The organism is uncultured Mucilaginibacter sp., assembly GCF_903913935.1.
Lineage (GTDB): Bacteria > Bacteroidota > Bacteroidia > Sphingobacteriales > Sphingobacteriaceae > Mucilaginibacter.
The window spans coordinates 1-12,970 of sequence record NZ_CAIWNH010000172.1 but is presented as its reverse complement, the minus strand read 5'-3'; the positions used below and the strand labels follow the sequence as shown (position 1 = coordinate 12,970).

Sequence of the window (12,970 nt, the reverse complement as noted above, 5' to 3'; positions counted from 1 at the left end):
TTCACCTTTCACCTTTCACCTTTCACCTTTCACCTTTCACCTTTCACCTTTCACCTTTCACCTTTCACCTTTCACCTTTCACCTTTCACCTTTCACCTTTCCTCAGGGCTTGCTCTTCGGCTTGCTCAATAAATTCACAAAAAGCCTGTATGCGCCCGGAACGCCCGCAGGCAGTTGCCTGAAGAATGCCAGCGAGGTATAAACAAACCTGCCCTGTCCGTAATTGCCCACGATGAGCGCGCCATTATTGGCTGCTTCGCCCGGATCATTCATTTGCAGCGGGGATTTATAATTTGGGTCGATATCGCCTACAAAATATAAACCGCGTTCCTGTACCCAGCCGTTAAAATCATCCTGGGTAATTTTGTTTGGATAATTGAGCAAAGGCTCCTGCGGATCTAAAACTGTTATTTTGGCCTCTTCATCAGTAACCCTTTTGTTTACTATGCTGAATGGGTACGGGCCGATATTTTTGGTAGCCAGCCCATTGTTGTTATTATATTGTACTACAAGGTTGCCACCCTTCTTCACATATTCCAGCAGTTTTGGCTGCTCCACCGCCAGGCGCGGGTTTACATTATAGGCCCGCACCCCGGTAATAATGGCATCATAGCCCGATAGGTCGCCGTTCAGGATTTCATTTTCGCTTAATATATGCACGTCATAGCCAACCTGTTTAAGTGCATCCGGCACCAAATCTCCCGCACCCGGGATATAGCCGATCTTTTTGCCAACAATATTTAAATTAAGGTCGATCAGTTTAGCTTCTGCCGGCGGGAACAAAGTAATATTGGGGATATGTTCATACTTGATTTGCTGGATGCCCATTGAAAAAGTTTTGCCGCCCACCTCAACAACCGCTTCCAGTGTTGTTGTTTGAGGGTGATTGCCGGTTGGCGTAACTTCAAAATTCACCGCCCATTCATCACCTTTATTTTTCCCGGTAAAATCAATTTTTTCAGGGCTCACCCTCCAACCCGCCATTGGTTTTATGCTTATGCTGCCTGCAGCTTTGGTAAAGCTTTGCAGTTTAATCTCTACATTCTGCGGCTGTTTTGAATTGAAAATGTAGTTTTTTGCCGTGATATTGGCGGTTACCGGGGGGGCGACAACCAGCGGCTGATAGATTTCTCCACGGGCGGGATCTACGTATTTATATTGTACTGGTGCTGTTAATTGAATTTCCTTGTTCTGTATTCTGAAGAGGATTGTCGGATGAATGGCAAAATTCGTATTTTCGGCACGTGTTTTTTGCTCCATATCCTCCGAAACTTTATCTGCAATTACCATGTCTGCACCTATATTATCTAAATAATCAACATTGTAGTACCCAATCGGATGCGGGTACTTGAGCCAATACGGCTGTGTTACCGAGTCGACTTTAATTTTATAGGTAAAATCATGAACGTTATCATTGATTTTTAGGGCGGTATCTGCGTTAGAAAAAACTCGATTGAACGAGAAATGGCCGTAATTAAAAAATGGGTAATAAATGCTCAATATCTGGGCTTTAATACTTGACCTTAAAATAACTTGGGTTTTAACTTGAATATCATCTCCCATCGCATAAACTGGTTCTGCCGCATAACTCTCAAACCACAACCCCGCGCACGCTGCGATCAAATCGTCCAGTTCTTCGATTTTTATAAGCCGCCAATACTCGTCAGGAACTTTCTCAACTTTATCAATTAAAGCAACCAATGCCTTTACAGATTTCTCCGGATGGTCCATATCAAAATCCTTACGGATCTTTTCAATCTCCGATCCGATGTCTTCCCCTCCTTTTACCCGTCCCCAACTGGTATTTACGCCATCCATCAGGTCGGTGTTCGGGGCATCGCCTAAAATGGTTTTAAAAAACTCAAATGCCTGGCCACGTTGCCTGGCCGAACCAAAGCCCTGCGTCTTATGGTTCGAGCGGCTTTCGGCAGCCATTTCGCCATAGCCTTTGCCAATGATGGGGTTATATACACCCACATCTATTTTAAACTGGTCGGGCGCGGTGGTATTCACGGTGCCGAAACTAAAGGTATTCCACAACAGCCTTTTTGCCTGCCAGGTTTGCACATATTTTAATTGTTCAGGAAAACGATTGGCGTCGGCGGCGGCGGTAAATGCTTCCTGCGCTAATATCGCTGATGAAGTATGGTGCCCGTGGCCGCCTTCGCCGGTTGTAGGGAAGCGGCAGATGATTACATCCGGCCTGAATTTACGGATCACCCAGACCACATCGCTTAAAACTTTTTCTTTATCCCATATTTTTAACGTTTCGCCCGGCCCTTTTGAGAAACCAAAATCGTTGGCACGGGTAAAAAACTGTTCTGCGCCGTCAACTTTGCGGGCTGCCAGCAATTCCTGGGTGCGTATTAATCCCAACAACTCGCTTTGTTCATTACCGATCAGGTTTTGGCCGCCATCGCCGCGTGTCATCGAAAGATAACCGGTGCGGTAATGTTTTTCCTGGGCCAGGTAAGCCAGCAGCCGGGTATTTTCGTCATCCGGGTGCGCGGCTACATAAAGCACGCTCCCTAAAACGTCCAGTTTTTTAAAATTCTGCTCAATCGAAACCAGGTCGGCAGGCGGCGCGGTTTGCGCAAAACCAAACTGAGCCAAACATAAAAAGGCAATAAAAATTTTGATGCGGTTCATAGCTAACAAATATATTGAAAGATAAATAGCATACTAAAGTGTATCAATAATTTAACAATGCCCTGAATTTAGGATGTCGAATGTTCGATTTCGGATTTGATCGCTATATTATTGTTTTTCGCTAAATATGTTGAATTGGCAAGTAACATTACAACCTTCCAACCTTTCAAAATTCCAACTTTCCCACCCTCATCCTGTCCAATTTACAACCGCCCGGTCGTAGTTAAAATAATTGAAAACAATATTTATTCCGCGTTTGTTAATCAATCGTTTAAAATTTTCTTATTGAATATCAGGCACTTATTCTAACTTGACAAAGTAATGACCAAGCCAATCAATCGTTTGATTAATTTTGATGGAGAAATACAATGGATAAAGACAAAATTGATAAGAAGGACCATATCCTTGATGTAGCCGAAAGGATATTTTCTGATCTCGGCTTCGACGGGGCCTCCACCCGGATGATCTCAGGCGAAGCAGGTGTGAATATGGCAATGCTCAATTATTATTTTGGGTCGAAAGAAGGGTTGTTCCTGGCAGTTTTTGAGCGGAAAATCTCTTCATTTCAAACACTGCTTCAAAATATCGGCAACGATGAAAGCATGTCATCGTGGGACAAACTGGAAAAATGCATTGATAATTATGTTGACAGGATGATTGTCAATAATTGCTTTCAAAAACTGATCAACCGTGAAATGTCCATGGGCAAACGTTGGGACCTTACCGATAAGATCACCGAAATATTAATGATCAATGTAATGGAGTTAAAAAAAATATTTGAAGAAGGGATCAAAAACGGCAGCTTCGGGAAAGGTATCGATCCTGAACTAATGATAGCGACCATTTTTGGTACCAAAAATTATATCATTAACGCGCCGCATATAGCATCTTTAATGCTGGGGCACGATATCCGCGACGAAGAATTTTTGGAAGAAAAATTCAAGCCTAGGTTCAAAACGTACATGAAACAGCTCTTAAAATCTTACTTAATGAACGACAATGATTACACAAAATAAACACACAAGACTAAAATTTTTTAGTGCCGCTGCCGTAACGTTTAAACGTTTTATCGCCCCGGCATTTATTTTAACTTTATTCAGCCTCAACGCGGTTAAGGCACAGGACAGGGTGATCACTCTTGATGAAGCGTTGAAAATGGGCCTGGCAAACAGCAATGTGGTAAAGCTCTCAAAATCGAAGATCGACCAGGCTATTTCGCAGTATAACCAGGCGAAAGATAACATCCTGCCTACCGGTAAGGCTAGCTTTACTTATGATCGTGCGGAGATACCGGCCAACAAACTGGATTTTGGCCCGACGAGCTTGTCGTTGCCCAAAAGCGCTGACGCATTTTTGGGTATTGCTTCTGTTAACGAAGTGATTTACGGGGGTAACCGCTTAAAATATGCCGAACAATCAACAGAATTGCTGGCACAGATCTCGCGGATAGATGCAGAAAATGACAAGGATGCTGTAGCTTATGATATCATCAACCAATACTACAATCTTTATAAGGTATTAAAAAGCAAAAAGGTTGTTGAGCAAAACCTGGCAACTGTGGATCAGCAAATAAAACAGGCCCAGCGTTTTTTTGACCAGGGTATTGTTACCAAAAATGATGTGCTTCGGTTCCAGCTGCAACGCGCAAATATTGAGTTAAACGGCATTGACCTGGAAACCAACAGGAAAATTGTAAATTATAACCTTAATATTTTGCTTGGTTTACCCGAAGGAACACCATTAGCTATTAACGACATTGCTGAGGCCGACAGGCAGGTAGCGCCGGTAACTGCCTATATTGATACTGCTTTGGCTGCGCGTACTGAAGTAAGGTCACTTGATCTCCGATCTCAGGTTGCCGAAACAAATGTTAAAAATATAAAGGCAAATGCGCTGCCAACGGTGAATGCTTCGGCTGCGGCCTATTATATCGATACACAGATAGATCCTTTTCCGCAAAGCGGAAAATATATTTTGCCCCTCACCTTAGGTGTTGGTGTATCATGGAATTTTTCGGCACTGTGGACCAATAAAAATAAGGTAGCGGAAGCGAAGATCCAGCAGGATGAAGTATCGCTGAGCAAGCTCATCACCATGAATAAAGTGAGGCGCGAGGTGAACGAAGATTATCAAAACTATATGATGGCGCTTGATAAAATAAAACTATTGCAAACATCCATAGAACAGGCGGGGGAAAACAATAAGATCCTCGAATCAAAATACAAAAGTAATATCGCCTCAGCAACTGACAGGGCCGACGCAGAAACATTGCTTTACCAGGCCGAGATTAACCTTGAACTGGCGAAAGCCGACGCAGGGCTTGCCTATTATACTTTAATAAAATCAACCGGAAAACTCAACAAGTAGATGTGCAGATGAGCAGATATGCAAATGTGCAGATAATTAGAAATTAACAATTACCTACTCATTAAATCACTAAATCACTAATTCAACAATTAAAAATATCATGGCAAAGGCAAATGACTCAATGGAAAATGAACCTAAAAAGAAACCAAACAAAGTGCTCCCGATTATTTTAGGGTTGATACTGGTTATCGGCATTATTTTCGGGATCAAAGAATATATATATTATGGTAAACACGTTGATACCGACGACGCACAAATTGATGGCGACATCAGCCCTGTTGTTGCCCGTGTTGGCGGCTATGTAGATAGTATCTACTTCCAGGAAAATACACACGTAAATAAAGACCAGGAACTGGTGAAAATTGATGACCAGGATTACAAAATAAAAGTTGAACAGGCAGAAGCTGCGAAAACCGGCGCCAGCGCAAATATCAATGTTGGTCAGTCGCAAATTTTTGAAAATGCAGCCAACTCATCAAGCGCTAAGGCAAAAGTGGCATCCGCTTCGGCTCAACTGGATAAAATTACCAAGGATTATGCACGTTACGCAAACCTGGTACAGGATGGATCAATCACCAAACAGCAATTTGACCAGGCCAAAGCTGATCTGCAAATTGCACAGGCTAATTACAGGGCCGCGCAGGATCAATATAAAGCTGCTGTTGAACTTGAAGGCGCTGCAAAAAATCAACTGAATGTTACCCATACAGGCGTAACACAGAAACAGGTGGATGTTGATTACGCCAAATTGCAATTATCATACACCCAGATAAAATCACCAGCCAGTGGCATAGTATCAAAAAAGAATGTGCAGGTAGGGCAGCTGGTTCAGGCCGGGCAAACCTTATTCTCCATTGTTAACGATAGCAGTATCTATATCACTGCCAACTTTAAGGAGACTCAATTGGATAAAATACGCTCAGGACAAAAGGTTGAAATAGATGTTGATGCTTATCCCGAAATGAAATTAAAAGGAGAAGTGTTCAATTTCTCACCTGCAACAGGCGCTAAATTTTCTTTATTGCCTCCTGATAATGCTACCGGTAACTTTGTGAAGGTTGTACAGCGTGTACCTGTAAAAATTAAGATCAGCGGCAGCAAAGAAGATATGGGCAGACTGCACCCGGGTATGAGCGTGAATGTTTCTGTGATCGTTGCTGAATAAGTAAATAGTTGATAGTTCATTGTTCATAGCTGTTGTTGCAGCTTCCATGAACTATGATCTATCAACCATGAACCCATTAAATTAACACAACAATAAAAAAATAATGGCTGAAACTGGCTTTAGAAAGTGGATCATTACGATCACGGTTATCGTTGCTTCGTTACTGGAGCTAATCGATACCACCATCGTAAACGTATCCTTGCCTGTCATACAGGGCAACCTGGGTGCCACGCTGGAGGATGTTGCCTGGGTGGTTACCGGATACGCCGTTGCAAACGTAATTGTACTCCCCATGTCCGGGTGGCTTGGAAGCCGCTTCGGGCGAAAAAATTATTTCATAACTTCTATTATCGTATTTACCATAGCATCTTTTCTCTGCGGCAATTCAACCAGCCTGGACGAACTGGTGATCTTCAGGATCTTGCAGGGGCTTGCCGGCGGTGGCTTGATATCAACTTCGCAAGCGATATTGATCGAGACCTGGCCCAGAGAGCAAATTGGAACGGCGACTGCGTTGTTTGGTTTGGGAGCCGTAGTTGGGCCGACTGTAGGGCCAACCATTGGCGGCTATATTACCGACCACGCTACCTGGAGATGGATTTTTTATGTAAATATACCTGTCGGCGCCATTGCAGCATTTTGTGCCTACACCTTTGTGAGGGAAACGCCCAAGGAAGCAAAAGGAAAGCCGGTTGACTGGTGGGGAATTGCCCTGCTGGCAGTTGCTGTAGGCAGTTTGCAAACGATACTGGAAAAAGGCGAATCGGAAGACTGGTTTGCAAAAACCTACATACTTGTGCTTACCATTGCCGCAATTTTAGGCGTGTTCCTGTTTATATGGCGCGAAATGAGTATCGACTACCCGATAGTAAACTTCGGGATCATGCGGCATCGAAGTTTCGCGGTGGGTATGTTCACCTCCTTTGTGCTCGGCTTTGGTTTGTACGGATCCGTCTTTGTGTTCCCGGTATTTTGTCAAAACCTGCTCGGCTTTTCGGCGCAGCAAACCGGCGAGCTTTTATTTCCTGGTGGATTGTGTACGATCATTATGATGCCATTTATTGGTAAGATGCTCAACAGAGGTATACCGGCGCAGTTTATGGCCACAGCGGGCATGTTTTTGTTCTTTGTGTTCACTACAATGCTAAGCAACTCAACCCTCGGCACCGGTGAGAAAGATGTGTTGATCCCCTTGCTGATAAGAGGTATAGGCATGGCTCTGTTGTTTGTTCCGCTGACTACGCTGGCGATAGCCGATTTAAAAGGGCCGGAATTAGGGCAGGGTACCGGATTAAACAATATGATGCGCCAGTTGGGTGGTTCATTTGGGATAGCGGTATTAACTACCATTATTCACATCCGAACAGCAAAGCACCGGAGTGACCTGTTATCGAATATCAACCCATATAACAATGCGTTTAACGACAGGTTGAATATGCTGCAGCATGCCTTTATGGCAAAAGGCAAATCAGTAACAGATGCATTGCATATGGCATATATGGCTATTGAAGGCGCGGTAACCCGCCAGTCAATCTTACTTACCTATGATGATGCTTATTGGATCTCGGGTCTGGTAATGTTGTTTTCGATACCGCTGCTTTATTTGCAGCCATTTAAGAAAGCGGCCAAACTGCCGGTTGACGCCCATTAAAAGCAAAAAGCCGTCCGCCAAAGGCGGGCGGCTTTCCCCAAAAAACTACAATTAAAATTTTATCACCGCCCCGGTATCCTAACTACCTCAAAGAAAATATATTATTTCGCCAGGGTTTATTTAATCTAGGCTATAAATGTAATGCTTTTTTGAGGATATACGCAAATTTTATTTGCTGTGTTTAATATTATTTATGAATAATAGATGAAATTTTACCAGTCCTTAAATTTTTAGAGTAAAAACAAGTATTTTTTTTCGTTATTCATTTTTTTTGCAGAGGTAAAATCGCTCCCGGGATTGCAAAGCGGCATTAACAGCTTTATTTCCCGGTGGTATTAAACTTAGTTGATTAAATTTAATAAAACCAGTTATATTAGGGCTATGAAATCCAAACCTGGCCCAATTTATCTTGCCTGTATTTTATTACTTTCAGGCCTGTTTCTTTTTGTTCGTTGTAAAACCGCCGAAAAGACAGGCAAAGACGAAGTCAACCAATTTTTGAATGGGTTTAATAACCGGGTGAAGGAGGGCAACACCGATTCGTTGATGGCTTATTTCGATGGCGATAAGAGGCAGAAAGTATTAAAACGACTGGTTAACTTATTGTCTGGTAAAAAGAGCCTCAACGGCAAGGAAAAGCCATTGGCGGGTATAAGCCTGGATGTCGACGCGGCAAAGATCAAAATAATTGATGATGAATGGGCAACAGTAAGCATCCCGGCAAAGTTCAGTCATGAGCAATTGGACAGCAAAGCATCGGTGTTGATCCTTAAAATTCATAAGGTGGCCCCGCACACGTTAAAGATCGCCCAGGTAGACGCGCGGCAGTTTTTAACTGACTATGTTGCTTACGCAAATTTTATACAAAACAAAACATCATCTGAAAAGGATCTGTTCAGCCCCATAACCCTGGCTGCATTTAAAACTGCTGGCCAATTAAAAGCGAGATATGATAGTGTAATTTGGTTCGAGCATATGGATAACAAGACCTTTTATTTTGTTGTAAAAGGTAGATGGAGCGCGGCTAAGTTGGATAGTCTTACCGATAGATATGATCCCGGATACAAAATGGGTCTTTTAAATCCAGAGTTAAAGGAAATTATTCCTGTTGAATACGATTTGATACATAATATTGGCGGAACAATTACCGGTTTAATTGAGGTAGAGAAAAACCAAAAGAAAGGGCTATTCGACACAAATGGGAAAATCATAATACCAGCCAATTACAATGAAATCTTGCCTTTAAACGACGAACAAAATTTGGCCGCCCTGCGAAAAGGGGATGATTATTTTTATTTAAGAAAAGATTACACAGTAACAGAAAGAATAGCGGATTTTAAGATATCTGATATATTAAACAAGATAAAAGACTATGGAAATTCTTATACCATAACGGACAACCACCCTGAAAATATTCTTGAATATAATGACCGTGAGCTAAGTAATAGTATTGTTATTCCACCATCATACCTGGTAGAATGGGATATTCTGCCAAGTCTGATAGACTTGAGAAACCCCATCAGAAAAACTATAGCGTATGATGATATGGAAAATGGGAGTGCTTCATATAAGATAAATTTTGATTCCCGGCAGGAGCAAAGCAACTGGCTTGAAGCAGGATATTATTCAATTATCAATGATTATTTAGGTAGCCGGGCCGGTTTGTACCAGTCCAATGCTGTGTTGGTGATTGATAAAAAAGCAAATAGAATATTTGGCCACCAGGTGAACATCTTTTATGCAATGGCCGAAGGAGGGGTCGTACTATCGGGTAATTGCAAGAATAATCATATAATGCCTTTAAGTGATAGTTTATTTGAGTACGAAACTACAGCGTTTTTGGCAACCGATGTTGGAGGTAATGAGCACATTGGTGAAGCCCCATACTACTTTTATTTAAAGCTGAAGAATGGGAAACTACAGGCGCTACCAAATGAAAGATTTTTTGGATTTACGAAATACGTGCGGATGAACGAATCATATCTGAACGGCTGCTACACAGTTAATGATAAAAGTTTTGATCACATGACACCGGAAATGATGCAGTATGCCAAAAACGAGATTTTTGCGCAATATCATTACAAGTTTAAAAACTCCAAATGGACGAATTTATTTGAATACCGTTTTAATAGAGATGGGGCTACACTTTATGAAAATGTCGATGATTCTCTTACAAATGTCGATAAATACAACATCGACTTCCTCAACAAAAAAATAAAGGTGCAAAAACCCAACACCCTTGCCGCGAAATGAAGGTTGCTGTAAAGCTATTGTGGTATTTAGCCTTTTTTTGGGTTTTATTGCTGTGCGCAGGTACTTTTTTGCAGTACTATGATTTTAAAAACGATTCGCATTTTTTGCAGCTAAAAGAGGCCGCCGTTAAAACGGGCTGGTACCTGCCCGCATTTTACTGCCATATCATCGGCAGTAGCATCATTTTGATGGCGGGTTTTTTTCAATTCTCTAAAAAGGTATATAATAATAAGCCCCTGCATAAATCGCTTGGTAAGGTTTATGTGTTTGGAGTACTATTCTTTGCAGCCCCGGGCGCTTATATCATGACATTGTTTATCGATCGCGGCAGGTGGGTTTTCCTTTCATTCCTGCTGCAAAATACATTGTGGGTGATATTTACGCTGTCTGCCTGGCTGCTGGTAAAAAACAAAAAGATTGACGACCACATCAAAATGATGCGCCGGAGCTATGCACTGGCCTTTGGCGCGGTTACCCTGCGTTTTTATATCTGGGCCTTTACGGTATTTGGTAATGGGGTAGGTTTTGCAAATAACTACATCATTATTTCGTTTTTAAGCTGGCTGCCGAACCTTATTTTGGCCGAATGGATAAATTATTATTACCGGAAACAGGTTTTTATTGCAGGATAAGTGCGTTTAATAAAAGTAAAATTCACTGAAATTGAGGTAAATAGCGATTAAAAAGCATGTTTTTTAAAAAACACTTGGCTTAATTAAAAACGAAGCGTATATTTGCCATCCCAAACGGAGAAATCCAACGGGCTAACGGAGTGGTAGTTCAGCTGGTTAGAATACGTGCCTGTCACGCACGGGGTCGCGGGTTCGAGTCCCGTCCATTCCGCTGACAAATTGCATAATGGCGCTGTAAATCAAAAGTTTATAGCGCCATTTTGTTTTTGGGTACAACATAGGTACAACATTTGGCTTGTCGACGCTCTTTTTCGATGTGGTCACAGATTGCCCAAATGATGCTTCCACCCTTCATAAATCATCACCATTGCCAAAGTATCGAGCTCACAATACCTTAACAAGGCTTCTCTATATCGTGCCCGAGCTTCCTGGTCCATTTCTGTGAATTGCATTTTAGCATAGGCCATCATTGCGGCGCCACCATCGTTAAGCTCCTCTTCGCCGTCTGCGCAAAGCTCATCTAGCTTCTCGTTAGCAATACCCTCAAAGATAGCCGGCAGCGTTTTGTATGGGCTGACGTAATTTCCTGATCCATCAGGTATGAACCAAGTATGGTTTGTCAAATTCAGGCTTTTTATTTCGTTAGTGCCGTAAACTGGCTTCGAGTATTTATTCTGCAAATAGCTTGAGGCCTGAATTGCAGCTGGCAGAACGTCCTTGATCGAGTTCGAACCTTTCATCGATAAATGATAGAATCCTCCTAAGACCAAACGATATAGATCAATCATGTCTCTCGGACCTACGTGATTTTCCGACTTGTTATTTGTAATAGTTCGGATGAACTCACAAAGTTCGGTTGCGTCGTCTTCATTGCTTTCGGCCAGCTGCCTATAAATGGCATTTAAGATAGTGTTTTCGTGATTATGATACCTGAATATTGATCCATTGTCATTTCCGAGCGCTGACTTCAATTGCCTGACAAATTCGAAGTTAGGGAACACGCCTATGTTAGTATCCAGCCATTGCGTTTGATGGGTGATTTTTCCACTTTGATCAACCGTGTGGTGGGAAAATTGAAAGGCAATCGATTCATAAGGTCTGCGGCCGGCGTGCATTGGGATAGCTAACGCAGTCGTTTCAAAGTCGATGAAATGAAGAGGGTAATTAAATTGTAGAAACTGCTCGTTTAGGAAATCTTCGTGATATGCAGGCGAAATGTCATTGCTGATGGATTTTTGAATCTGTAGCGTTCTTCGCTCCGTTGGTGAATAACCCGGAGTTGGTTTTTGTGTTTTCGGCGCATAGTCCTCTTCCCTGTAATCTTTAAGACTATAATCCCCTCTGGTGATCAGTGGCGTAATTATATCCTTTGGGCCAAGATATCCCCTCCACAGTTCAAATAACAAGGGCTGCTTCAACTGGTCATCAGTGAAATTTGTTTGATGCTTCCAGCATTCTTTGAAACCAGATTGCAGCAGACTATCGTCCGAATCGTACTCGCAGCCATTGCAATGCTTGCTAATACCGACGTAGTATTTTTTGTTGCTTTGTAGGCCTTCAGCCATTTTCTCAGCAAATGAAGCCAGGTTATATTCTTGGCTTTCCAGCTGAATTGTCTCATCTTTTAGCCACTGCACTTCACTGGTTACATTCTGCTTTGTTAGAATTACTGCTCCAAGCTCATCCGGGGATTCAATATAATCAGTTTCGATGGCTACCCTACCGTTTTTGCTGACCATTTTGAATTTTTGGTTTAATCCGTCAATGGTAGCCCGTTTACTTTTGTCTGCCAGCATCAAATAGCTACTTACTGTTAGCTCTGGGTAGGACAAATTCAGGACCATTTCCTGAAAAGCCACGTCGTACAGGTAAGGTTTCCAATCATTGCTAATGGCCCCGGTCTTGGCTTGAAAGGAGTCTGAAGATGAATCAAATGATTTTGCCTTCACTTCAATTAGTTCAAGATGGGTTCCTTTTTTGATGAGTATGTCCGTCCTGACAAGGTACGGACCATGCTGAATAGCGGCTTCAAAAAGTGTGCAGTTGTCGAGCTGCAAATACTGCCGTGTTTTTGCTATTGCGGCTTCTGTAGATTTTTCATCTATCAGAACGCCTTTTGGGTGATATGCCCTGGCCAAAGCACCAACTGGATATTCCGGAGACCTTGACCAGTGCATTCCGTGCGCTCTCGAGCACCGATTTGTGTTGAAAGAAAAGAATAATCAAATTAACCGTCAATACGTTAACATGGTC

The 12,970-nt window shown here is 42.4% G+C and carries 8 protein-coding genes and 1 tRNA gene; 7 read left to right on the top strand and 2 right to left on the bottom strand.

Going from position 1 to position 12,970, the window contains the following annotated elements; genetic code table 11:
* Positions 1-102 precede the first annotated feature (102 nt).
* The gene (locus QZY09_RS06470) at positions 103-2,649 is read right to left on the bottom strand and encodes a PIG-L family deacetylase (protein ID WP_295669798.1); all 2,547 of its coding nucleotides are present in this window, start codon (positions 2,647-2,649) and stop codon (positions 103-105) included.
* Positions 2,650-3,017: 368 nt separating this feature from the next.
* On the opposite strand from QZY09_RS06470, the gene QZY09_RS06465 reads away from it, so the two are divergent.
* From QZY09_RS06465 to QZY09_RS06435, 7 genes are all read left to right on the top strand, one after another.
* Entirely contained in the window at positions 3,018-3,665 is a 648-nt protein-coding gene (locus QZY09_RS06465) for a TetR/AcrR family transcriptional regulator (protein WP_295669794.1), read from the top strand.
* Entirely contained in the window at positions 3,649-5,016 is a 1,368-nt protein-coding gene (locus QZY09_RS06460; protein WP_295669791.1) for a TolC family protein, read from the top strand. Before QZY09_RS06465 ends, QZY09_RS06460 begins: the two co-directional genes overlap by 17 nt.
* 100 nt (positions 5,017-5,116) lie before the next feature.
* The gene (locus QZY09_RS06455) at positions 5,117-6,181 is read left to right on the top strand and encodes an HlyD family secretion protein (protein WP_295669788.1); all 1,065 of its coding nucleotides are present in this window, start codon (positions 5,117-5,119) and stop codon (positions 6,179-6,181) included.
* Positions 6,182-6,284: 103 nt separating this feature from the next.
* Positions 6,285-7,832 (top strand): DHA2 family efflux MFS transporter permease subunit, encoded by a 1,548-nt coding sequence (locus tag QZY09_RS06450; RefSeq protein ID WP_295669785.1) that lies wholly within the window; start codon positions 6,285-6,287, stop codon positions 7,830-7,832.
* Between the two features lie 381 nt (positions 7,833-8,213).
* Entirely contained in the window at positions 8,214-10,085 is a 1,872-nt protein-coding gene (locus QZY09_RS06445) for a WG repeat-containing protein (RefSeq protein ID WP_295669782.1), read from the top strand.
* Positions 10,082-10,717 carry a DUF2306 domain-containing protein gene (locus QZY09_RS06440; RefSeq protein ID WP_295669780.1) on the top strand — a complete coding sequence of 212 codons (636 nt, stop codon included), beginning with the start codon at positions 10,082-10,084 and terminating at the stop codon, positions 10,715-10,717. The genes QZY09_RS06445 and QZY09_RS06440 overlap by 4 nt, the downstream gene beginning before the upstream one ends.
* 137 nt (positions 10,718-10,854) lie before the next feature.
* Positions 10,855-10,928, top strand: a tRNA-Asp gene (locus tag QZY09_RS06435).
* A 109-nt stretch (positions 10,929-11,037) separates the two neighbouring features.
* Here QZY09_RS06435 and QZY09_RS06430 read toward each other — a convergent pair.
* Positions 11,038-12,894 carry a DUF2779 domain-containing protein gene (locus QZY09_RS06430; protein WP_295669777.1) on the bottom strand — a complete coding sequence of 619 codons (1,857 nt, stop codon included), beginning with the start codon at positions 12,892-12,894 and terminating at the stop codon, positions 11,038-11,040.
* Between the last annotated feature and the right edge of the window lie 76 nt (positions 12,895-12,970).

Bases quoted from the DNA above. Each gene is read 5' to 3' on its own strand.
- QZY09_RS06455 (WP_295669788.1), top strand. From the start codon at position 5,117: ATGGCAAAGGCAAATGACTCAATGGAAAATGAACCTAAAAAGAAACCA.
- QZY09_RS06445 (WP_295669782.1), top strand. From the start codon at position 8,214: ATGAAATCCAAACCTGGCCCAATTTATCTTGCCTGTATTTTATTACTT.
- QZY09_RS06460 (WP_295669791.1), top strand. From the start codon at position 3,649: ATGATTACACAAAATAAACACACAAGACTAAAATTTTTTAGTGCCGCT.
- QZY09_RS06465 (WP_295669794.1), top strand. From the start codon at position 3,018: ATGGATAAAGACAAAATTGATAAGAAGGACCATATCCTTGATGTAGCC.
- QZY09_RS06440 (WP_295669780.1), top strand. From the start codon at position 10,082: ATGAAGGTTGCTGTAAAGCTATTGTGGTATTTAGCCTTTTTTTGGGTT.
- QZY09_RS06450 (WP_295669785.1), top strand. From the start codon at position 6,285: ATGGCTGAAACTGGCTTTAGAAAGTGGATCATTACGATCACGGTTATC.
- QZY09_RS06430 (WP_295669777.1), bottom strand. From the start codon at position 12,894: ATGCACTGGTCAAGGTCTCCGGAATATCCAGTTGGTGCTTTGGCCAGG.
- QZY09_RS06470 (WP_295669798.1), bottom strand. From the start codon at position 2,649: ATGAACCGCATCAAAATTTTTATTGCCTTTTTATGTTTGGCTCAGTTT.